Raw genomic sequence first — 23,142 nt, forward strand, 5'->3', positions numbered from 1 at the left:
CATCCGAAGCCACTGGGCCATCGAGAACTCGCTGCACTGGGTCCTCGACGTCACCTTCAACGAGGACAAATGCCGAAGCCGCACCGGACACGGCCCCGCCAACATGGCCGTCGTCCGCCACTTCGCCTTGAACCTCGTGCGATCAATCGACGACAAGCGAAGCATCAAGCTGCGCCGAAAGCGCGCTGCAAGAAACAACAAATACCTCGAACAAATCCTCCAACCCTCAATCCGTTAACTCGGATTCAAAGCCGTGAAGGGGAGCCCGGTTTCGTTTGCCTCCCCGGTTGAAAATCGCTGCTGGCAGCTTAGGGTCGACCTCCCGCAAAACTCAGTTGCCTCGGTTGGGGACGTCGAATGCAGGACAGCCGCAAATTGACGACGATCGGTTTCGATGCCGATGACACGCTGTGGCAGAACGAGCAGTTCTTCCGCTTGACCGAGAAGCGCTTCGCCGCGCTGCTCGCCGACCACGGCGAGGAAGGACATATTTCGGCAAGATTGCTTGAGGCTGAGAGGCGCAACCTCGCCGTCTATGGCTTCGGCATCAAGGGATTTACCCTGTCGATGATCGAGACGGCGATCGAGATTACCGAAGGCCGAGTGTCGCCCGTGGTCATCGCCGAAATTCTTGCCGCCGGCCGCGAGATGCTCGGCCATCCGATCGAGCCGCTGCCGCACGCGCGCGAAACCGTGGAAAAGCTCGCCGCCGCTTATCGCCTGGTGCTGATCACCAAGGGCGACCTCTTCGATCAGGAACGCAAGCTGGCGGAGTCCGGCCTGGGCGACCTGTTCGACGCTGTCGAGATCGTCAGCGACAAGAGCGCTGCCACCTATGCCCGCATCTTCAGCCGCCATGGCGACGGGCCTGAGAAAAGCATGATGGTCGGCAACTCGCTGAAGTCCGACGTGGTACCGGCCATCGAGGCCGGCAGCTGGGGCATTCACGTTCCGCATGAACTGACCTGGGTGCTGGAACATGTCGAGCCGCCCATCGCCGAACCGCGTTTCTGCCGGATCTCCGATCTTGGCGAACTGCCAAGGCTGATCGAGAGAATCGCGAAAACCGGCTGATGGCGCGTTTCGCCGTTTGAACCGGCCCGATCTGGTCTCCGATTGGCTGCCTAGCCGCGACCAAGTCCAATCAGCCGGTCGATCACCGGTTGCAGCCTTTCGGTTGTGATCGGCTTGGCGACCACCGCGTCGACCACGCTGGACAGGCCGAGGCTCTCCGGCGTGCCGTTCTTGGTTGAAAGCAGGATCACCGAAGGCAGCGACCTGCCCGACGTTCGCCGCAGCGCGTCAATGCCGGACATCAGCGCGTCGCAATCCTTGTTGTCGGCTCCGCCGTCGAGGACTACCGCGCCCGGGATACGGCAGCGCAGCGCCCTTGCCGCCGTTTCAGGCGACTCCGAGATCGGCTTGAGCCCGGATTTCTCGACGATCTTCGACACCACAACCCGGTTGATCGGCGACTTTCCGACAACGAGCACGTGCGAGAAATCCGTCATCATCACGGCGTCCGCGTCGCGGCCCGCCAAATTCGGGTGTTTTGCAGTATCGGTGTCGCGATTCACTGGGCGCATGGGCGGGGCGGCTGCTCTTCTCTGTTTCAATGCAGGGTTGAAACTGGAGACAATTGGCGTGAGATCGCTGCCTGTGTCAAGCTAAAATGGAAGACATCGATAATATTGCAAGAAACGCTAAAAATTAAAGCAAGTTCTTTCTCCAGCCGCAGTGAACTGATCGCGGAAAAACGAAAGTCACCCGCACGGAAATCGCGCGGGTGACTTCGGTTTGGAGCTCGATCAGCCGTGGCTCTGCTGGGTGACGATCACCGGGATCAGCAGGTCGCCCCAATTCCCGTCGCCGCCATGGTGTCGTGCCGAGCGCACGAGCTCCACCGAGACGCCCGCTTCGACCGCCTTCATCACCGACTGGTTGAGCCTGTGCAGGTCGTTGGCCAGCATGCGGATGGTCGCCTGCTGGTCGACGCTCATCGTGGTGGCCTGTTCTTCGGCCCGTTCCTTGACGCGGCTTATCGATGCCATTGGTCTTCTCCTCGTGTCGTTATGCCCTTTTGGGGCGGTTCCTCTGTTGCTCGTATCTTAACATCCGGTCATTCCGCCGCCGGCTTGAACTGGGCGTGCTCGGTCGATTCATGCATCGCCGTGGTTGAAGACCGGCCGCCGGTAATCGCCATCGAAACGGCGTCGAAATAGCCTGTGCCAACCTCGCGCTGGTGCTTGGTCGCGGTGTAGCCGTGGGCTTCCGCCGCGAATTCAGCCTCCTGCAGTTCTGAATAAGCCGCCATCTGCCGCGCCTTGTAGCCGCGGGCGAGCTCGAACATGCCGAAATTGAGCTGGTGGAAACCGGCCAGCGTGATGAACTGGAACTTGTAGCCCATGGCACCAAGTTCCTTCTGGAACTTCGCGATCGTCGCGTCGTCGAGGTTCTTCTTCCAGTTGAACGATGGCGAGCAATTATAGGCGAGCAGCTTGCCCGGGTGATGCTTGTGCACGCCCTCGGCGAACTTCCTGGCTTGCGCCAGATCGGGTTTGGATGTCTCGCACCAGATCAGGTCGGCGTAGGGCGCATAGGCGACGGCCCTCGCGACGCAGGGCTCGATGCCGTTCCTGACCTGATAGAAGCCTTCCACGGTGCGGCCGGTGCCGTAGTCGACGAAGGGCTGGTCGCGCTCGTCGATGTCGGAGGTCAGCAGCTTTGCCGCTTCGGCATCGGTGCGCGCGACGACCAGCGTCGGCGTGCCCATCACATCCGCCGCCAGACGCGCGGCGTTGAGGTTGCGGATGTGTGCTGCGGTCGGGATCAGCACCTTGCCGCCGAGATGGCCGCACTTCTTTTCCGATGCCAACTGGTCCTCGTAGTGGACGCCGGCGGCTCCCGCCTCGATGAAGGCCTTCATGATCTCGAAGGCGTTGAGCGGTCCGCCGAAACCGGCTTCCGCATCGGCGACGATCGGCGCGAACCAGGTGTCGACCGACAGCCCGTTGCCTTCGGAGGTCTCGATCTGGTCGGCGCGCTGCAGCGTGCGGTTGATGCGCTTGACCAGTTCGGGCGCCGCATTGGCGGGATAGAGCGACTGATCCGGATACATGGCGGATGCGGTGTTGGCATCGGCGGCAACCTGCCATCCCGACAGATAAATCGCCTTCAGCCCGGCTCGGACCTGCTGCATGGCCTGGTTGCCCGACATGGCGCCGAGCGCGTTGACGAAATCCTCTTCGTGGATGAGCTTCCACAGCCGGTTCGCGCCCATTTCGGCGAGGCTGTACCGGATCTGGACCGAACCACGCAACCGCTTCACATCGTCCGGTGCATAGGGCCGCTCGATGCCGTCAAAACGGCCTTCCGGCGCCGATGGAACGAGATTGTAAAAATCAGTCATTGGTCACTCCAAATCGTTCGATGCTGGTTTCGAAAAGCCGCGTCGGGGGAGGTTTCGCGCCGCTTGTGTGTGACATCATTTACATCCCGTCGCGAAGGAAGCGAGAGAAACTGCGGGATCGGCTAGGAAATAAGGGAAAACCTGTGTTGTGTTTGACCGATAGCCGCTGTAAATTTGTCACGATTGTAAAAGCCCAACGCGCTGTCGTCGCGCAGGGATAATGTAAATTCTTGTCAAGGTAGCCGATTTGGCCGACCAGAAGATCTTCGCCGGACCACGCATCCGCCGCATTCGCAACGCCAAGGGCCTGACCCAGACGTCGATGGCGGAAGGGCTGGGCATCTCGCCGTCCTATCTCAACCTCATCGAGCGCAACCAGCGGCCGCTGACGGTCCAGCTGATCCTGAAGCTGGCATCCGTCTACAAGGTCGACCCGCACGAGCTGCAGGGCGAGGCAAGGGGGTCGGTCGCAGCCTTGAAGGAGGTGTTTGGCGACCCGCTGCTGGTTGGTGAATTGCCGGGCGACCAGGAGTTGATTGAGCTTGCCGAGGCGGCACCCAATGCTTCCGCAGCGGTGATAAAACTGTTCCGCGCCTATCGCGAGCAGGCAGAGCGGCTGTCCGATCTCAACGTGCTTCTGGCCCGCGAAGGCAAGGGCACGGCACTCTCCGGCGCCCGTTTGCCGATCGACGAAGTACACGAGATTTTCGAGCGCCGGCCGAACCATTTCGCGGCTCTCGAAGAGGAGGCCGAGGCATTTACCTCGGTGCTCGATCCCGGCGACGATCTGTTCGGCGCACTGAAGGCGTGGCTGAAGCGCGAATACGGCATCGTGGTCAAGGTGCTGCCCGTCGCCACCATGCCGAACTGGCGCCGCCGCTACGACCGCCACACGCAGCGCCTGTTCCTGTCCGAGCGGCTTTCGCCGTTCGACCATTTGCGCGAAGTGGCGATGGAGGCCTGCCTGATCCGCATGGCGGTCGCGGTGGCCGGCGAGATCCAGGCGCTGAAGCTGACCACGGACGAGGCTCGCCGGCTGGCCCGCTTCGAACTCGGCCGCTACGCCGCCCATGCGCTGATGATGCCCTATCAGGCCTTTCACGCGGCCGCCGTTCGCGCCCGCTACGACATCGACGTACTGCGCTCGCGCTTCGGCGTCTCCTTCGAGCAGGCGGCGAACCGGCTGACCATGCTGCAGCGGCCGGGCGCGCTGGGAGTGCCGTTCTTCATGCTCGAGGTCGACAATGCCGGCAACCGCTTCCGCAAGGCGGGCAGCCAAGGCTTCCCGCAAAGCCGCTTCGGCGGCGGCTGCCCGAAGCTTCCCGTCCATGCCGCCTTCGCCCAACCCGGCCAGATCCTTGTCGAGGCAGTGGAAATGCCCGATGGCGCCGAATTCCTCTGCATCGCCCGCACGCTAGAAGGGCCGCAAGGTTCATTTTCGGAGCGCCCGCGCCGCACGGCCTTGCTGCTGGGGTGCGACGTCGGCTTTCGTGACGAGATCGTCTATGGCGCAGCACTGCCGGCGCCGGCTGCAACCGGCAAGGCCGGACAGGCCGCGGCGCCGGCCACGCCGGTCGGCCCCGCCTGCCGGCTATGCGAGCGCATCGGCTGCCTCGCCCGCGCCGAGCCACCGGTGACACGCCCGCTCGGCCTCGACGAGATGGTGACGGGACTGAGCGCGTTCGACTTTCAGTGATGGGCAAAGACTGCAAACTACCCCTGGCAGCTCCACACGACCGTCTTTTCTCGTATGTGCACCAGTCAGTGCGCCAAACGGAACACGGTGCTGGACCACGCTCAACCTTCGTCTTTGCGTTACGCGAATGAGGCACGTTTCTGTCGTCCGCTGTGCATCGTGCTGCCCCGAAATCGCCGACAGTCGCACTCATGACCGATACCGCATCATCACCGATCGCCGTTTCGCAGATCGTTTCGCCGCGCGAGGAGCGTATCGGCTTCCTGCTGGTGTTCCTGTCGGCGCTGATGTGGAGCTTCGGCGGCACCATCGCCCGCTTCATCGACGCCGGTGACAGCTGGACGGTGGTGTTCTGGCGCTCGGTCTGGGCCGCGGCCTTCCTGCTCTGCTTCATGGTCTGGCGCGATGGTTGGCGCGGTACGCTAAAACTGTTCCGCGACATGGGCCTGCCCGGCCTTGCCGTGGCGTTCTGCTTCGCCACCGCATCGACTTGCTTTGTCGTCGCGCTGGCTACACCACCGTCGCCAACATCCTCCTGATGCAGGCCGGCGTGCCGCTGCTGGCGGCGCTGCTCGCCTGGGCGTTGTTTCGCGAACGGGTGGCCATGGCGACCTGGGCGGCGATTGCAGCCGTCATCGCCGGCGTTGCCATAATGGTGTCGGAATCGCTTGACGGCGCCGTATCTCCCATTGGCGACGGCCTGGCGCTGCTCATCGCCTTCATGTTCTCGATCGCCACCGTCATCGCCCGGCGCTTTGCTCATGTACGGATGACGCCGGCGACTTGCCTCGGCACGATGCTCGCTGCCGCATTCGCGGCGTCCCAGGCATCGGAATTCGCCGTTTCCGGCCATGACATGGGTTTTCTCTTTGCCTTCGGCGTGGTCAATCTCGGCCTCGGCCTTGCCTTCTTCGCCACCGGCGCCCGGCTTGTTCCGGCGGCGGTGGCAGCACTGCTCGGCACCTTCGAGCCGATCCTTGGCCCGATCTGGGTCTGGCTCATCCATTCCGAGGTGCCGTCGGCACGCACCATCGTCGGCGGCGCTGTTGTGGTCACGGCGCTGCTCGTCCATATCGGGCTCGAGTTCAAGCGCCAGACCCGGCCCGAGCGGCCCGGCGTCACCGGTGTGCCGTCCCCTAATTGATGCAGCGCATGCGTTTGCCATTGACAACGCCGCTGCCGCCCGGGCAGGCTGCGATTACGGCAACAACAAGACAGGCGTATCTTGCCAAGTCTCCCTGCCGGTCTGATCGAGGCCGGACAACATCGTCGTATCTCTGCCCGCGCCATGGCGAAAGCCTCTGACGGCGCCGGCACACCATCTAGGCCCGGCACACTTCCCTGGCAAGGACACAAAGCTCCCGACAGTCGCGCATCGAACCATTATGGTGCCGGCAGTTCACGCTTGTCGCTTCCCGGCAGGCCCAATAGTCTCAAACTCAATAGTCTGAAGCAAATGCACAGCCGCGCGGACACCGCGACGGACTGGCGATGGAACACTCATCAAAGGAGAATAGCATGACCCGCAAAGCGCTCTGGCTTTCGGCGACTTCGGCGTTTCTGGCGCTTTTCACCCTCGGCGCTCATGCTGAGGACCGCGTCGTCAACGTCTTCAACTGGTCGGACTATATCGACAGCTCGATCATCGACGACTTCACCAAGGAAACCGGCATCAAGGTGGTCTACGACACCTTCGATTCCAACGAGATCCTCGAAACGAAATTGCTTGCCGGCGGCAGCGGCTACGATGTCGTCGTGCCCAGCGGCAATTTCCTTGCACGCCAGATCCAGGCGGGTGTGTTCCAGAAGCTCGACAAGTCGAAGCTGCCGAATATTTCCAACATGTGGGACACTGTTCTGGAGCGCACCGCCAAATACGATCCCGGCAACGAGTATTCGATCAACTACATGTGGGGTACGGTCGGCATCGGCTACAACATTAAGAAGGTTGAGGCCGCGCTCGGCACCGAAAAGATCGACAGCTGGGATGTCTTCTTCAATCCGGAAACGCTGGCCAAGCTAAAAGACTGCGGCGTCTATGTGCTCGACTCGCCGGCCGACATCATCCCGGCGGCGCTGAAATATCTTGGCCTCGACCCGAACAGCACGTCGCCTGACGATATTGCCAAGGCCGAAGAGGCACTGCTGAAGATCCGGCCCTATATCAGAAAGTTCCATTCTTCCGAATACATCAATGCCCTGGCCAATGGCGACATCTGCCTGGCGGTCGGCTGGTCGGGTGACGTCTTCCAGGCGCGCAATCGCGCCGACGAGGCCAAGCAGGGCGTTGAAATCGGCTATTCGGTGCCGAAGGAGGGCGCCCAGATGTGGTTCGACCAGATGGCGATACCGGCCGATGCGCCGCACGTCGCCGAGGCGCTCGAATTCCTCGACTATATGATGAAGCCCGAAGTGATCGCCAAATCGTCCAACTACGTGCTTTATGCCAACGGCAACAAGGCCTCGCAGCAGTTCATCGACAAGGCGATCCTCGACGATCCATCGATCTATCCGGACGCAGCGACCGTGCAGAAGCTCTATACTGTCTTGCCTTACAATCCCAAGACCCAGCGCATCATCACGCGCACCTGGACCAAGATCGTCACCGGCCAATAAGCAACCTGACGCGACCCCGGCAGCCAGCTGCCGGGGTCGCTTTCTCCGGGGAAAAAGCAAGACGGAGTGGGACATGAAATCGCTTGGCAGCATCCGCAGGGATTTCGCGCCCTGGAATGATCCGAACGCCAAGCCGTATATTCAATTCGACAATGTCACCAAGAAGTTCGGTGACTTCACTGCCGTCAACAATTTGTCGCTGACCATCTTCGAGCGAGAGTTCTTTGCGCTGCTCGGCGCGTCCGGTTGTGGAAAGTCGACACTGCTGAGGATGCTTGCCGGCTTCGAGGAGCCGACCGCCGGCCGCATCCTGCTCGACGGCCAGGATTTGCGCGGCATTCCACCATATCGGCGTCCAGTCAACATGATGTTCCAGTCCTATGCGTTGTTCCCGCATATGACGGTCGAGAACAACATCGCCTTCGGCCTCAAGCAGGACGGCATGCCGAAGCCCGAGATTGCGGCGCGCGTTGCCGAGATGCTGAAGCTGGTCAAGCTCGAGCAGTTCGCCAAGCGCAAGCCGCACCAGTTGTCCGGCGGCCAACGCCAGCGCGTCGCGCTCGCCCGCTCGGTCGCCAAGCGGCCGAAAGTCTTGTTGCTCGACGAACCGCTCGGCGCGCTCGACAAGAAGCTGCGTGAGGAAACCCAGTTCGAGCTGATGGACCTACAGCAGTCACTAGGCCTCACCTTCGTCGTTGTCACCCACGACCAGGAAGAGGCCATGACCATGGCCGACCGTATCGCCATCATCGACAAGGGCGAGGTGATGCAGGTGGCGACGCCTGCGGAAGTCTATGAGGCGCCGGGCTCGCGCTTCGTCGCCGGCTTCGTCGGCAATGTGAACATGTTCGAAGGCAGGATCGCGCGCGGCGAGGCCGGCAGCGCAAGCATTGACGCCGGCAACGGCATCACCATCCGGACGGACAATGCCGGCAATGCCGCCGCCGGCACGGCCGTCACCTTCGCCATTAGGCCGGAGAAGATCAAGGTGTCGTCCGCCAAACCCGCCGGCGCCGTCAACGCCATCGAGGGCGAGGTATACGACATCGCCTATCTCGGCGACATGACCGTCTACCACGTCAGGCTGGACGACGGGCAGGTGGTGCGGGCGAGCACCATGAATGCGGCACGCATCACCGAGGATCCGCTGAGCTGGAACGACCGCGCCTGGGTGTCGTTCCGGCCCGACGCCGGCGTCGTGCTGACACGGTAGGGGGCGATCATGTCGAATGCCGCCGTCACCACCGCAACAAGCTCTCGGGCAACGGATGCCGGCAAATCCGCCTTGGCCAGGCTGGGAGCGGCCTTCGTCGGCCGTCTGGTCATCATCATCCCCTATCTCTGGCTGCTGTTCTTCTTCCTCATCCCGTTCGTCATCGTCTTCAAGATTTCGCTGTCGCAGACCGCGATCGCCATGCCGCCCTACACGCCGGCGCTCGACTTCCGCGACGGCATTTCCGGTTTTTTTGCCCAGCTGAGGCAGCTCAGCGTCGACAACTACACCTGGCTGACCCAAGATGCGCTTTACTTCAACGCCTATGTGACGAGCCTCATCATTGCCGCCATCTCGACGGTCCTGACCCTGCTCGTCGGCTATCCGATCGCCTATGGCATGGCCCGCGCCCCGGCGACGATCCGTCCGACCCTGCTGATGCTGGTGATCCTGCCGTTCTGGACCTCGTTCCTGATCCGGGTCTATGCCTGGATCGGCATTCTCAAGCCCGAGGGGCTGCTCAATCAGATGCTGCTCGCCACCGGCATCATCAGCCAACCGCTGATCATCCTCAACACCTACACTGCGATCTTCATCGGCATTGTCTATTCCTACCTGCCGTTCATGGTGCTGCCGCTCTATTCGTCCCTGGAAAAGATGGATTATTCGCTGATCGAGGCGGCCAAGGACCTCGGCTGCCCGCCGACCAGCGCCTTCTGGAAGATCACCTTCCCACTGTCGCTGCCCGGCGTCATCGCCGGCTGCCTGCTGGTGTTCATCCCGGCCGTCGGCGAGTTCGTCATTCCCGACCTGCTCGGCGGATCGCAGACGCTGATGATCGGCAAGACGCTGTGGAACGAGTTCTTCGCCAACCGCGACTGGCCGGTGTCGTCGGCCGTTGCCGTTATTCTGCTGCTGCTTCTGACCGTGCCGATCATGCTCTTCCAGCAGGCCCAGGCGCGCGCCCAGGAGCAGGACAAATGAACACGACCTGGAGCCGCTTCAACATCACCTCGATCGTGCTGGGCTTTGCCTTTCTTTACCTGCCGATCGTCCTGCTCATCGTGTTCTCCTTCAACGAATCGAAACTGGTCACCGTCTGGGGCGGCTTCTCGACCAAATGGTACGTCTCGCTGTTCCACAACCAGGGCCTGATGGACGCTACCTGGGTAACGGCGCGCGTCGGCGTCATCTCGGCCACCGTGGCGACCGTGCTCGGCACGCTGGCGGCACTGACCCTGACGCGCTATACCCGTTTCAAGGGCCGGATGCTGTTTTCCGGCATGGTCTTTGCGCCGCTGGTCATGCCGGAAGTCATCACCGGCCTGTCGCTGCTGCTGCTCTTTGTTGCCGTCGGTCTCGACCGCGGCTTCCTTACCGTCACGCTTGCCCACATCACATTCACCATGTGCTTCGTGGCCGTCGTCGTGCAGTCGCGCCTGATCTCCTTCGACCGCTCGCTGGAAGAGGCGGCGATGGACCTGGGTGCGCCGCCGGTGAAGACCTTCTTCCAGATCACGTTGCCGGTCATCATGCCGGCGATCATCTCCGGCTGGATGCTGGCCTTCACATTGTCGCTCGACGATCTGGTCATCGCCAGCTTCACCTCAGGACCCGGCGCCACCACGCTGCCGATGAAGATCTACAGCCAGGTCCGCCTCGGCGTGACGCCGGAGATCAACGCCGCCTGCACGATACTGATCGCGGTCGTTGCGGTCGGCGTCATCGTCGCGTCGCTTGCCAACAAGCGGCGTGAGGTGCAGCGCCAGCGTGACGAACGGGCTGCGCAACGCGGGTGATAGAGCTGCGAAATCGGAGGGCGCCGCTTACTCGCCCGAAACGCCGCGGCTGATCGGCGAGATGAACGGCGTTCGCCACGTGCCGCCGACGAAGAACGACGACTGGTTGGGGCCTTGGCCGTTTGCCTGCGTAGCTGCCTGGTCCAACTGGGTGACGCCGCCGGACAGCGCCAACCCGCGTCCGGTATAGGATGCGATGCCGGAAAGCCAGATCTTGTACTTCGCCGAATTGGCCTCGGCCTTGTCGAGCCTCGCCACGCCCTTCGAGATGGTCGCCTTGATCTCGGCCCCGTCGATCGGCAGCGTTCCGTCAGAGACATCGTCGAGCGCAAAGAATCCACCCTGTTCCGTGTGTTTGAGGAAGGCCGACAGGTTCAGGCCGCTCAGCGCGCCCGGCCCGAATGTCGCCGTGACTGAACCGTCGGCGTTTTCGAAGATGGAGTCCCAGGCTTTGCCTGGCCCTTTGAGGATGACCGAGACGGTTCCCGTCCCAACCGGCACCAGCCGCGTCATCCCCGCCGCGGTGGCAAAAGCGCCGCCGTCGACATCGGAGGCGAGAAGCCGGAGCTCAACCTGCGTGCCTTCGGGCTTGCGGTCGAAGCGAAGGCTGCTCTGGATGTTGCCGCCGAAAGCCGACGCATCGGAAATATCGAAGACCGCAAGCCCGTTCTTGACCTGGGCGGTGGCGGCGACGTCGGCAAGCTGGATGGCGCCCGCCGTGGCATGCGCCGCCGACAGCCGGAGATCGAGATTGATCCTGTCGGCGAAGCTGGTGTCGATCTCGCCAGGACCCGCTGCGCCCGCAGGCGCCAGCGGCGTGAAGGCGGAGAGAAACGATCTGAGGTCCAGCGTGTCGAAGGCGAGCGTGCCGGAGATCATCGGCAGCGCCTCGCCGAAGGAGAAATCCAACGCCCCCATTCCCGGATTGTTGTCCAGCGCTACCGTGGTGTTTTCGAATTTCACCCGGCCAGCCCCCGCCGTGACCTTGCTCGAAACCGAGACGGCGCCGATAGCGGCGCCCGGGGCGATGCCGGCCTGTGACCATTCGAGCACGCGCCTGAGCGAGGGTGCGGCAAACTTTGCCTGGCCGTCGAAATAAGCATTTTCCGACACGCTGGCCACGCCGTCGAATGAAAAAGTGGCAGGTGCCGCCTTGAAGGACAGCGTGACGGGTGCGGCGCCGCCGGCAAACAGCACCAGCGGCTTTGGCGATGCGAAATCGATGGCGACGCTTTCGCCGCGCCAGATTCCGGTCGCGCTCAGCGTCGCATTGCTGTTCATAGCGGCCCAGTTCGCCTGACCCGTCAGGCTGCTCAGGATTTCGGTGTCCTTGCCGCCGACGGTCGTCACTACGCGGCCGTCCCTTAACTCCACGGTGCCGAACGGATCCGCCGGCAGCTTGCTCAGGTCCGGCTTGGCCGGGTCGGCGCTGACCACGCCGCGGGCGGTGTCGATCGAGCGCGTGATGCGTCCGCCGGACGGTATGGCGGGAAGGAAGAAACCGCTTGCAGTACGATGGACCCTGATCGTCGGTCGCACCAACCGCGCCGTCGAAAACACCACGTCGCCGCGAAGCGCTGCCATGGCGGACAGGTCGACCTCGACCCGTTCGGCCTCCACCACCGGCGGCGCGTCGGTCTCGGTCCATTGCGAAAGCGTCACATCGCTCAGGATGGCGCGGAAACTCGGCCAGACCTCGATGCGCGGCGAGCCATCGATGGTGACCCGGAAACCGCTCCACGCACTCATCTCCCAGGCGATGCGGTCGCGTACGATGCGGGTCGAGGCAATGAGCGGCAGGGCGGCGACGACCAGCGCACTGACGAGCACGGCAACGCCGATCGCCCATATTCCGCGCCGGATCAAAGATGATGGCATATCGCCCCGTATGCTTCCGTTCCGACAAAATCGCCCGACGGGTGTAACCCACGGCTGACGCATTTCAAGTCTTTATGGTCCGGCGATGGAATTTGCACACACCTCGACGCCGGTCGTTCCAACAAAATCTTGCTCTGCTGCGCTGCGATATGCATAAGCGATGCTGCCCGTGGAGGAACGATCATGGCTGCCGACGCACCACTTTGGATACCGACGCAAGACCAGATCGACGCGGCACCGATGACCGCCTTTATGAAGGCTGCGGCGGCGAAAACCGGCATCTCTTTCGCTTCGTACTCCGATCTTCACCGCTGGTCGATCGACGATCGCGAGGCATTCTGGACCCTGGTCTGGGACTTTTGCGGCATCGTCGGCGACAAGGGGACTGGTGGAAGCGAACGCGTGCTGATCGATGACGAAAAGATGCCTGGGGCAGCCTTCTTCCCCGACGCGAAGCTGAACTTCGCCGAGAACCTTTTGAAGAAGACCGGGCCTAGTGACGCTATCGTCTTTCGCGGCGAGGACAAGGTCGAGCGGCGGCTGTCCTGGAACGAACTGCATGCGCTGACCTCGCGCCTGCAGCAGCTCCTCCTGTCGCTCAAGGTGAAGAAGGGCGACCGCATCGCTGCGATGATGGCCAACATGCCCGAGACCGTCGCCGCCATGCTGGCTGCTGCATCGATTGGCGCCGTCTGGTCGTCCTGCTCTCCCGATTTCGGCGAGCAGGGCGTGCTCGACCGTTTCGGCCAGATCGAACCTGTCGTCTTCATCGCGCCGGACGGTTACTGGTACAATGGCAAGGCGATCGAGGTCGCCGACAAGATCGCAGCGGTGGCAGCAAAGCTCGTCACCGTCCGCAAGATCCTGATCGTCGATTATCTCGGCACGTCGGCCGATGTCGCGGCGACCATCGACAAGGCGGCTGCGCTGGAAGAGGCGCTGTCGTCCTTTGCCGCCAAGCCCGTCAGCTACGAAAGGCTGCCGTTTTCGCATCCGCTCTACATCCTGTTTTCCTCAGGTACGACCGGCATCCCGAAATGCATCGTCCATTCGGCGGGCGGAACGCTGATCCAGCACGTCAAGGAGGAGCGGCTGCATGCCGGCCTGCTCGACGGCGACCGCTTCTTCTACTTCACCACCTGCGGCTGGATGATGTGGAACTGGCTGGTGTCCGGCCTGGCGTCAGGCGCGACCCTTCTGCTTTACGACGGCTCGCCCTTCTATCCCGATGGCAACGTGCTGTTCGACTTCGCCGATGCCGAGAAGATGACCTATTTCGGCACTTCGGCGAAGTTCATCGATTCGGTGCGCAAGGCCGGCCTCAAGCCGATCCGCACGCACGATCTTTCCACCGTGCGCACCATCTCCTCGACCGGCTCGCCGCTGTCGCCGGAGGATTTCCGCTTCGTCTATGACGGCATCAAGAAGGACGTGCATCTGGCCTCGATCTCCGGCGGCACCGACATCGTCTCCTGCTTCGTGCTCGGCGTGCCGACCGAACCGGTGTGGACCGGCGAGATCCAGGGGCCGGGCCTTGGCCTCGCCGTCGATGTCTGGGACGACGACGGCAAGCCGGTCCGGCAGGAGAAGGGCGAGCTCGTCTGCACCAGGGCATTTCCGGCGATGCCGATCGGCTTCTGGAACGATCCCGAGGGCAAGAAGTACAAGGCGGCCTATTTCGAGCGCTTCGACAATGTCTGGTGCCACGGTGACTTCGCCGAATGGACCGTCCATGGCGGCCTGATCATCCATGGCCGCTCCGACGCGACGCTCAATCCGGGTGGTGTCAGGATCGGCACGGCGGAGATCTACAACCAGGTCGAGCAGATGCCGGAAATCCTTGAGGCGCTTTGCATCGGCCAGGATTTCGACAATGACGTGCGCGTCGTGCTGTTCGTGCGGCTGGCAGCCGGCATTGAGCTGGACGCCGATCTGGAAAAGCGCATCCGCACCAAAATCCGAAGCGGCGCGAGCCCCCGTCACGTGCCGGCCAGGATTGTCGCCGTCACCGACATTCCACGCACCAAATCGGGCAAGATCACCGAGCTTGCGGTACGCGACGTGGTGCATGGCCGCGCCATCAAGAACAAGGAAGCCCTCGCCAATCCCGAAGCGCTGGAGCTGTTCCGCAACCTGCCGCAGCTTGCCGATTGAACCGTGTCAGCATGGTTAACGAAATATGTCGGCCGAATTTACCTAGATTTCACGAGTGGTACACATTCGTAAATTTTCCGCCGCGCCGGTAAGGATTTGTTAAGGGCCGGCGTCGATAGTCGCACGTAACTTGAGGGAGAAATCCCGTTCCTCGTCCCCTGAGGATCAGATTCGCTCAAGCCCCATTGTGACAGCAATCTCATTACCTAAGGCGTCCCTGTTGGACGCCTTTTCTTTTTGCCCTTTGGTTCTATTCCGCGAGCACTCGGGTCGAGGGGAAGGCGATCTCGACAAGGGTTCCTTCACCGGGCGTCGAGTTGATGGTGAAGCGGGCCCTGTTCGCTTCCACCATCGCCTTGGTCAGCGGCAATCCAAGACCGGTGCCGTCACCGCGCCCACGCTTGAGCGCGTTGATCTGCTTGAACGGCTTCAGAGCCTGCTCGATCTCGGCCTGGCTCATGCCGATGCCGGTGTCGCGCACGCGCATGACGACGTCGCCCGAGGTCTCATAGGCAGTCGAGACGATCACTTGGCCGCCGGCCTGCGTGTAGCGGATGGCGTTCGACAGGATATTGAGCGCGATCTGGCGCACGCTGCGCAGATCTGCCACCACCTCCGGCAGCCGCGACGCGAAGCTGGAACGGATGATGACGCGTTCGCGATTGGCCTGCGGCTGCATCATCGCCACCGTTTCGGCCAGCGTATCGTTGAGCGACACCGCCTCGTAGGCCATCTCCTGCTGGCCGGCCTCGATTTTCGAGATGTCGAGCAGGTCGTTGACCAGGTCGAGCACATGATTGCCCGACCGGTTGATGTCGCGCAGATAGTCGCGGTAGCGATCATTGGCCACGGGGCCGAACTTCTCATCCACCATCAGCTCGGAAAAGCCGATGATGGCGTTCAACGGCGTGCGGATCTCGTGACTGATGCGCGCCAGGAAATCGGTCTTCTGCGATGAGGCGCGCTCGGCCACCGCACGCGCCTGGGTCAGATCCTCTTCGGCCCGTTTCCACTGCGTGATGTCGCGCACCACCGCGCAAAATCCGCTGTCGTTAGGCAGCCTGCCGATGGTCATGAACAGCGGGATGAAACGCCCCTGCGACTCGCGCCCGATCACCTCGCGACCATCATTGAGCACGCTCGCCACGCCGGGCTCGGAAAGCCCGTTAAGATAGTCGCGCGCCGCGCGCTGGCTTTCGATGGCGAACAGCGAGGCGAAGGGCTTGCCCGCCACCTCGTCGCTGTCGAAGCCGAACAGCGCCTCCGCCGGACGGCTGATCGAGCGGATCGCTCCGTCGCGGCCGATCAGCACGACGCCGTCGGTCGCGGTGTCGATGATGGTGCGCATTTCGGCAATGCGTGACTTGAGCTCCGATATGTCCGGCTGTGTCGGCTCGTCGGCCGAACCATGCAGGGTCGCTGTTGGCACCTCATCCTCGCCGGAACGGCGCACGACCAGCATCAGCGCCTTGCCGCCGCGCCATGGAACCGAACGCAGAATGGCTTCGATCGGGAATTCCTGCCCGTCACGCGTCTTCAGCCTGAGCGCGCGATCAGGTCCGTCGGATGCGCCGTCATCGGAATAAGGATCGGCAAACAGCGCGCCGAGACCGCCGGCATCGCTGAGGTCGTCGAGCGTGTCATAACCGGTCAGGCCGAGGAACTCTTCATTTGCATAGTAGAGCTCGTCGCCGGAATGGATGAGCAGCGGGACCGGCAGCTTGCCAAGGATCGACGTGTCCGGGGCCTTGGTTTCGTCTCCGGTTGAAAAGGCCGACGGCACGATCCCTTCGAGCTTGAATGGCGGCACCTTAAGGCGCAGCCCGGTAGGGGCCGCGCCCGCGGGTTCGACCTCATCCTGTGTCGTCGCCTCGCCTGGTTCTGAGGCCGGCGCCTCATCGCCGCTGTCGGCGACAGGAGTGGGTTCGTCCTTGCGGTCGGCATAATCGAGCAGGGAGCCCGAGACGCCGGACACGGTGGCCTGATCGGCGGGGCGCTCTTGAGCGGCTTCGTCCGGCTGCTCGCCGTCAAGCCGCGCCACATCCTTCTCGTCCTCGGCATCGCTCTCGGGCGGCTCAGCCGCACCCGTTTCGCTTTCGGGGGCGGTTGCCGGCGGTTCACCCGTATCAGCCGGAGCGGCTTCGCCCAGCGGCGGCTCGGCGGTCTTGGCAGCTGCTTCCGCTTGCTCCTTTGCTTCCGCGGCCGCTTCCGTCTGTTTCTCGCCAGCTGGCTGTTCAGGCGAGATGCTGTCCTTTTTCAGTCGCTCGCCGATCTCGCGAAATGCGCTGCGTTCCAGCGTCGACAACCCCTTGTCATTTGCAGGCTGCCGATGCTCGGCCAGCCGGATCACCTTGTCGGCGAAGCGCCGCTCTTGCTTCGGCACGATGGTCAGCGCCGGCACTTCGCCCTTGAACGGGTCGGCCGCCTTGGGTGTCTCCGCCGCAGTCTCGAGGGCCGCAGGCCCCGCTGGCCTCTCGCCATTGGGGACAAGCGCCAATCCGACCGCTTCCGGGTCGCCCACCGCATCGCCGCTGCGAGCAACGCCAAAACCGCGGAAGCCCTCGAAGGCACGGCTGCGGTCGTAGACGGGCAGCGCCGCCAGATCGACAGGTATCCTCAGATCGGTGCCGGCGACCGGCCACAGCACCGAGCGGCCGGACCAGGTGTCGCGCCGTTCGAGGAGGCCGGCGATCTCGCCCGAGGCATCAAGGCCGAAGGTTGTCGCCACGTCCTTGAAGCGCCGGCCGATCACGTCTGCGGCGGGCTTGCCGACGATCTCGGCAAATTCTGGCGACAGGGCACTGAACTTGCCCTCGGCGTCGGTGCGCCAGACGAACCGCAGCGGCGGCGCCAAACGGTCGATCGCCCGGGCGGCGGTGCGATCGGCCGCATCTGCGGTCGCGATGCGGTCCTGTTTCAAGCCCTCGGCCGAAACATCCGGTCCGGCCGGTGCTTTAGCCTGCTCCAGGGTTTCTTGCTGGCCTGCCCGCTGTGCGTCTTCATCGCCGGCATGGAAATACCAGTGGTCATGCTGCGCCGGCGTTCCGCCGGCCGGCCGGTCGTCGCCTGTTTCTTCTGCGCTCCGCGCGGCCGAATCGCCAGCGCGGTCGCTGGTTGGCGGCACGATGCCTTCGGCGAGTTTCGAGAAAGCTGCTTGACCTGCTGTCGCATCCGCGGCCGGGGTGTCGGTCGTCGGCCGGCTATCAGGTTGCGGTTGCGGCGGACCAACGGCATCCTCTGCCGCCGCGCTCTCTTCAAGCTGGTCTTCGTCGATGACCACCAGAAGGTGCCGTGTATCGGTCAGCCGGGCGAGGCCGGCAGGATAGGACGTGGTGCTGCCCGGAACGAGGCGCTTGACGATGCGGTCGCCCTCGTTTGCCACGTCGGCGACAAGTGCTGCCAGCGTCTCGGGCAGGATGCCGAGCGCCGAAAAGCCATCCGACGCAGCCTCGATGTTGCCCGCGGCGTCGACAAAGGCAATGAAATGACCATCTTCGGTAAAGCCGCTGATGGCGTGCTCAGCGATCTCGGTCACACTGCGCGAGCCCGTCTGCGCCGCCGGCACCGCCAGCAGGATCGCCCTTTCGCCATCCGGCATCGTCACCGCGCTGGCAAGGAAGCCGACGGCACGGCTGCTCATGCCAGTCGCCAGCCTGACCGTGATGGCACGGTCGCTGCCGATCTCCGGAAAACCGCTGGTCGCCATGATCTGGCGCCTGGCGATCAGCGGCAGCCGCGCAGAAGCGCCGATGATGGCCTCGATGTCCGGATAGCCGAACACCGCCGCTCCCGGCCCGTTGGCCCAGATCACCTGTTCGAGGTCTGCCGGCAGGATGACGATCGCGTCGCCGGCAGCGAAGCGCTGGCGGACCGCATCGAGCACGGCGACGTCGAGGAAGGAGTAGTTTTCAGGCGGCATGCGCTTGGCGAACCCTCTTAACCCTCATGGAGGGGGCAATTTGCAGTTAACACTTTGTTAATAAAAGCCGATGGGACGAAGGTCCACAAGCCACAGCGTGCAACGGCCGGAATCTCTGGGCGTTTGGTTAACGGCCCCAAAGAATTTGGTGCAGTGCAACAAAGATGTTGCAACGCACAAAAAAAGCCTCTATATTGCCATCATACATGAACGAGACGGCTTTCTGTCAAAGCCGCTGCCTCTGAAAAGGATGGAAAATGTCCAGGACCAAGACCGCCGAGACGATCGAAAACGTTGAATTCCCGAGCTTCGACGCTTCCAAGGCCACCGACCAGATCCGCGCTTTCGCTGAAAAGGGCGTCGAGCAGTCGAAGGAAGCCTATGCCAAGCTGAAGACCGGCGCCGAGGAGACCCAGAAGGCTCTGGAGACGACCTACGAGACCGCCAAGACGGTTTCCAGCGACCTGTCGCTCAAGACCATCGCCGCTCTGCGCGCCAATGCTGAAGCCGGCTTCTCGCATCTCGAAGCCCTGATCGGCGCCAAGTCGCTATCGGAAGTCGTCGAGCTGCAGACCGCATTCCTGCGCAAGCGTGTCGAGATGACCGTCGAGCAGGCCAAGGACTTCCAGACCGTTGCGTCCAAGGCGGCCGAGGACGTCTCCAAGCCGATCAAGACCGCCTTCGAGAAGGCCCTGAAGGAAATCAAATCCGCCTAATCCTTGGGCGTGAACCGAAGATGCATCAAAACGTCGCATTTTATCAGACAAATTGATGTGCAATAGGAACAGTTAAGTGAATACCCGGCGGGCGGAACCTCCTCCCTCTGCTCCCGGGATGACCAGCCAGCACCTCCTCCCGCTGGCTCGTAACAGGAAAAGGCCGGCACCTCCTCCCGCCGGCCTTTTCTTTGTCCGGCGAAAGCAGACGCCGATGCAGGGGAGCGATGTTTTGCTACAGCGCCGCGCGTCCTCTTGGACGCTCAAGGACGCTGTAGAAACGTTGGATTTGCGGATGATCGTTTCCGAAAATCGATTCTGATTTTCGGGGCCATGCGCTGCCAAAAGCCTTGAATTAAAATCCGATAGCCCGTATGGACGCATCGCCGAACGACAGAGTGGATCCCGGAGAATGAACTTTCCACCTCGATCCCGCTCAGGCAAACGTGCCGTTGTAGCTCAGCTGGTTAGAGCGCCGGATTGTGGATCCGGAGGTCGCTGGTTCGATCCCAGCCAACGGTACCAGTCTTCTCAAGAATCAGAATGTGCTCTTTGAACCTTCAATTTCCTCCGTCTGTGGACCTCGGGCAAGATTGGCTTGCCGTGCGAAGCCGACTCGGCTGGAATGCGAACATGCATCCCTTTGCGGGATGTCGACGTTTATACCAACCGGCCTAGCCGCTAGGGAAACAGCAGAATGAGTGAACATGCGATCGAGTTCTTGCGCGGGTGGATTGGCGAAAAGGTCCACTGCCAGCCATCACCGGCCAAGATCGAGAAGCAGGCCGAGACCCTCGCCAGGGAATGTGCGGCCAAGGCAGCTGAAGCCGGCATACCTCTGGAGGATATCCAGGAAGAAGTCGGCGACATTCAGGAGCTTATAGCCTCCAGGCTCGAAGAAGCGGCCGAGGCTGACGAGGGCGAAAAGAATTCGACCAAGCCTTCCGAGTGATAGGTCGAGCCCGGCGAGAAAGCCGGGCAAGGCAATCATTTGCGAGAGCGGCGCGGTCCTGTCTTCGGACCCGCGCCGAAACTATCCAAATCTCTCCCTGAGCCATTCCTTTGGCAGCGCCGGCACGAAGTTGCCGTCGCGCCCGGTCATGTCGTCATTGGCGACCAGCGCATTGAGGACCGCCTCCTCCACGCTCTGGACCACGGCGTCGAAGAACAGGTCGATATCGACATCCGGGATGTAGCCGGCGCTGGCCAATTTGCCCGGCACCCCACGGGCAGCGTCGGGATTGGCCGTGCTGAATGCAAGGAAGATATCGCCCGACGTGTTGTACCCATAGCCGCCGGTCAGCGCGACGCCGAGCGGCACGCGCTTCGCCAGCCGCTTCATCTGGTGCGGCATGAACGGCGCATCGGTGGCGACGACCGCGATGATCGAGCTCTTTTCGGCGCGTGGCGTGTTGTCCCGGATCGCTGGTTCGGCAAGCTCCGCGCCGGCCCTGATGCCACGGACGACGAGGTTTCGCCGTGCGCCGAAATTCGACTGCACGAAACAGCCGATCGTGAAACGCTCTCCATTCCATTCGACATAGCGCGAAGACGTGCCCGACCCCGCCTTGAAGCCGAAGCTGATCATGCCGGTGCCGCCGCCGATGCTGCCCTCTTCGATCGGCCCGCCTTTTGCCTCGTCGAGAGCCGAAAAGACGTGCTCGAAGCTCAGGTGATGGCCGTTGATGTCGTTGAGGAAACCGTCGTAGGTCTCACCAGCCACCGGCAGCGCCCAGGCGCTGTCGAGCGATTGCGGCAGGGTCTTCTGCATCCAGCGCAACGTTGCGTCGCGGCTGAGGCCGCAGGAATGGGTGTTGGTGATGGTGACGGGAAAGTTGAACGCCCCGAGTTCATCTATCAGGTGCGAGCCGGTCAGTTCACCGTCGCCATTGCCGCTGAACATGCCGGCGAAAACCGGAACTGCCAACTCGCCTTTCGGCCGCGGCAGGATCGTCGTCACTCCGGAGCGCACTGGACCCTTGCCGACGACGAGCGGCCCGTCGCCGGAGATCAGCGTGGTATAGCCGACCGTCACACCTGCCACATCGGTGATGGCGTTGAAGGGGCCTGGCATGCCGTCGAACGGAATCGCGAAAGCGCGGGCGCGCGGCTTGCCTGATGGCGTCCGAAGATGCGGGTCATGTCCGGTCATGCCGTCCTCAGAAAAGCGACCCCTGATTGCCCGGTTCCTTGGGCTTGGCGCTCGGTTTCGCAACCTTCGGTCGCGCTGTACCGCTGGTGGCAATTGCGTCCGCGGTGCCGTCGGCGAACTCCAGCAAAAGCGCCGCGCCCGACGCCACGTCCGCCGCACGTTTTATCACCACGCCGTCGGCGTCCTTGACCAGGGCAAAGCCGCGCGCCAGCACCGCCTTGTGCGACAGCGTCGCCAGCAGCCGGTCGGCCTGGGTCAGTTTTCCGCGCAGGTTGTCCAGCCGTCGCGAAATCGCCTGGTCCTGTCGCCGCGTCAGCCCGGCCAGGGCATCCGCCTGCAATTTCTGCCGTCTTGCGATCGGCGCTGGCGACAACCGCGTCGCCGTGCGCGCAAATCGCGCTCGCCGCTCGCGCACGATGGCGAAAAATGCCGCTTGCGCGCGGGCAAGGTCGCGGCCGGTCAGCGTGCGGGCCTCGTTCATGCGTCGCGACAGGGTGGCCGGCGTCAGCCGCTGCGATGCGAGTCGCGCCCGCTTGCGCTCGATGTTGACGATGAGTGCCCGGCCGAGCCGGCTCGTCGCCTCGTCGAAGCGCCGGCGTGGCAGCGCCAGCAACTGGTCGGGCGACGGCAGCGCGCGGGCGGCCGCGCGCGCCACCTGGCGCTTGCGTTCGAAATTGCGCGACACTGCCGCCTTGAGCCGTGCACCAAGGCCGGCAAGTGTCGCTTCGAGGTCCGCTTTCACGGGCACCGCAATCTCGGCAGCACCCGTCGGCGTCGGCGCCCGTACGTCCGCCGCCAGGTCAATCAGTGTCCAGTCCGTCTCATGGCCGACGGCGGAAATCACCGGAATGCGCGAGGCGGCAACGGCGCGGGCGAGCGCCTCGTCGTTGAATCCCCAAAGGTCCTCGAGGCTGCCGCCGCCGCGCGCCACGATCAACAGGTCAGGGTGTGGGACAGCGCCATCCCGTGCCAGTGCGTTGAAGCCGTTGACGGCGGCGGTCACTTCCGCGCCTGCCGTCTCGCCCTGCACCCGCACCGGCCAGACGAGCACATGCAGCGGGAACCGGTCCTTGATGCGGTGGATGATGTCGCGGATGACGGAACCTGTCGGCGAGGTGACGACGCCGATGATGCGTGGCATGAATGGCAGCAACCGCTTGCGGCCGGCATCGAACAGGCCTTCGGCCTGCAGACGGCGCTTGCGCTCGTCCATGAGCGCCATCAGCGCGCCGGCGCCCGCCGGCTCGAGATTGTCGATGACGATCTGGTAGTTGGACTTGCCGGGATAGGTGGTGAGCTTGCCGGTGGCGATCACTTCCATCCCCTCTTCGGGACGGAATTTCAGCCGGCTCATGGTGCCCTTCCACACCACGGCGTCGAGCCGCGCGCGATCGTCCTTCAGGCAGAAGTATGCATGGCCAGAAGAATGCGGCCCGCGATAGCCCGAGATCTCGCCGCGCACCCGCACATTGCCGAAGATGTCCTCGACCGTGCGCTTCAGCGCGCCGGAAATCTCGCTCACCGTGTATTCGGTGGCATTGGTGCGTGATTCGGGTGCTGCGTCGCTCATGGCCCGATTGGGGGACGGTT

General features: G+C 63.1%; 17 protein-coding genes, 1 tRNA gene and 1 pseudogene. 12 read left to right on the top strand and 7 right to left on the bottom strand.

The window, feature by feature from the left end:
- On the top strand, positions 1-238 hold a 238-nt coding region (locus EN859_RS26420), incomplete at its 5' end, for an ISAs1 family transposase (protein ID WP_135913551.1).
- A gap of 119 nt (positions 239-357) precedes the next feature.
- Complete coding sequence (locus tag EN859_RS26425) at positions 358-1,074, top strand: HAD family hydrolase (RefSeq protein ID WP_127855764.1); 717 nt, start codon at positions 358-360, stop codon at positions 1,072-1,074.
- A gap of 50 nt (positions 1,075-1,124) precedes the next feature.
- Here the strand turns inward: EN859_RS26425 and EN859_RS26430 are convergent, their stop codons facing one another.
- From EN859_RS26430 to aceA, 3 genes are all read right to left on the bottom strand, one after another.
- On the bottom strand, positions 1,125-1,514 hold the full coding sequence (locus EN859_RS26430; protein ID WP_245525708.1) for a response regulator: 390 nt from the start codon (positions 1,512-1,514) through the stop codon (positions 1,125-1,127).
- Between the two features lie 294 nt (positions 1,515-1,808).
- On the bottom strand, positions 1,809-2,051 hold the full coding sequence (locus EN859_RS26435; RefSeq protein WP_127855762.1) for a hypothetical protein: 243 nt from the start codon (positions 2,049-2,051) through the stop codon (positions 1,809-1,811).
- Between the two features lie 68 nt (positions 2,052-2,119).
- Complete coding sequence (gene aceA / locus EN859_RS26440; protein ID WP_127855761.1) at positions 2,120-3,409, bottom strand: isocitrate lyase; 1,290 nt, start codon at positions 3,407-3,409, stop codon at positions 2,120-2,122.
- A 247-nt stretch (positions 3,410-3,656) separates the two neighbouring features.
- On the opposite strand from aceA, the gene EN859_RS26445 reads away from it, so the two are divergent.
- The 6 genes and pseudogenes from EN859_RS26445 to EN859_RS26470 all read left to right on the top strand — a co-directional run bounded on the left by EN859_RS26445 (position 3,657) and on the right by EN859_RS26470 (position 10,733).
- Positions 3,657-5,105, top strand: coding sequence for a helix-turn-helix domain-containing protein (locus EN859_RS26445; protein WP_127855760.1), 1,449 nt, complete (start codon positions 3,657-3,659; stop codon positions 5,103-5,105).
- A 191-nt stretch (positions 5,106-5,296) separates the two neighbouring features.
- Positions 5,297-6,249, top strand: a pseudogene (locus EN859_RS26450) (DMT family transporter).
- Positions 6,250-6,623: 374 nt separating this feature from the next.
- On the top strand, positions 6,624-7,721 hold the full coding sequence (locus EN859_RS26455; RefSeq protein WP_127855759.1) for a polyamine ABC transporter substrate-binding protein: 1,098 nt from the start codon (positions 6,624-6,626) through the stop codon (positions 7,719-7,721).
- Between the two features lie 73 nt (positions 7,722-7,794).
- Complete coding sequence (locus tag EN859_RS26460) at positions 7,795-8,934, top strand: ABC transporter ATP-binding protein (RefSeq protein WP_127855758.1); 1,140 nt, start codon at positions 7,795-7,797, stop codon at positions 8,932-8,934.
- A 9-nt stretch (positions 8,935-8,943) separates the two neighbouring features.
- On the top strand, positions 8,944-9,918 hold the full coding sequence (locus tag EN859_RS26465) for an ABC transporter permease subunit (protein WP_127855757.1): 975 nt from the start codon (positions 8,944-8,946) through the stop codon (positions 9,916-9,918).
- Complete coding sequence (locus EN859_RS26470; RefSeq protein ID WP_127855756.1) at positions 9,915-10,733, top strand: ABC transporter permease subunit; 819 nt, start codon at positions 9,915-9,917, stop codon at positions 10,731-10,733. Before EN859_RS26465 ends, EN859_RS26470 begins: the two co-directional genes overlap by 4 nt.
- Before the next feature lie 27 nt (positions 10,734-10,760).
- On the opposite strand, the gene EN859_RS26475 is transcribed toward EN859_RS26470, so the two are convergent.
- Positions 10,761-12,611, bottom strand: coding sequence for an AsmA family protein (locus tag EN859_RS26475; RefSeq protein ID WP_127855755.1), 1,851 nt, complete (start codon positions 12,609-12,611; stop codon positions 10,761-10,763).
- 183 nt (positions 12,612-12,794) lie between these two features.
- On the opposite strand from EN859_RS26475, the gene EN859_RS26480 reads away from it, so the two are divergent.
- Positions 12,795-14,765 (top strand): acetoacetate--CoA ligase, encoded by a 1,971-nt coding sequence (locus EN859_RS26480; protein WP_127855754.1) that lies wholly within the window; start codon positions 12,795-12,797, stop codon positions 14,763-14,765.
- A 250-nt stretch (positions 14,766-15,015) separates the two neighbouring features.
- Here the strand turns inward: EN859_RS26480 and EN859_RS26485 are convergent, their stop codons facing one another.
- On the bottom strand, positions 15,016-18,684 hold the full coding sequence (locus tag EN859_RS26485) for a PAS domain S-box protein (protein WP_127855753.1): 3,669 nt from the start codon (positions 18,682-18,684) through the stop codon (positions 15,016-15,018).
- Between the two features lie 257 nt (positions 18,685-18,941).
- On the opposite strand from EN859_RS26485, the gene EN859_RS26490 reads away from it, so the two are divergent.
- The 3 genes from EN859_RS26490 to EN859_RS26500 all read left to right on the top strand — a co-directional run bounded on the left by EN859_RS26490 (position 18,942) and on the right by EN859_RS26500 (position 20,352).
- Positions 18,942-19,400: a phasin gene (locus tag EN859_RS26490; protein ID WP_127855752.1), complete on the top strand. Its 459-nt coding sequence runs from the start codon at positions 18,942-18,944 to the stop codon at positions 19,398-19,400.
- 448 nt (positions 19,401-19,848) lie between these two features.
- A tRNA-His gene (locus EN859_RS26495) sits at positions 19,849-19,925 on the top strand.
- 172 nt (positions 19,926-20,097) lie between these two features.
- A complete protein-coding gene (locus EN859_RS26500; protein ID WP_127855751.1) occupies positions 20,098-20,352 on the top strand; it encodes a DUF768 domain-containing protein in 255 nt (84 codons plus the stop codon).
- Between the two features lie 81 nt (positions 20,353-20,433).
- On the opposite strand, the gene EN859_RS26505 is transcribed toward EN859_RS26500, so the two are convergent.
- Both EN859_RS26505 and xseA read right to left on the bottom strand, forming a co-directional pair.
- Positions 20,434-21,552 (bottom strand): P1 family peptidase, encoded by a 1,119-nt coding sequence (locus EN859_RS26505; RefSeq protein ID WP_127855750.1) that lies wholly within the window; start codon positions 21,550-21,552, stop codon positions 20,434-20,436.
- Between the two features lie 7 nt (positions 21,553-21,559).
- The gene (xseA, locus tag EN859_RS26510) at positions 21,560-23,122 is read right to left on the bottom strand and encodes an exodeoxyribonuclease VII large subunit (RefSeq protein WP_127855749.1); all 1,563 of its coding nucleotides are present in this window, start codon (positions 23,120-23,122) and stop codon (positions 21,560-21,562) included.
- Positions 23,123-23,142 lie beyond the last annotated feature (20 nt).

The organism is Mesorhizobium sp. M00.F.Ca.ET.216.01.1.1, from assembly GCF_004010325.2.
In the GTDB taxonomy this organism is placed as follows: Bacteria; Pseudomonadota; Alphaproteobacteria; order Rhizobiales; family Rhizobiaceae; genus Mesorhizobium.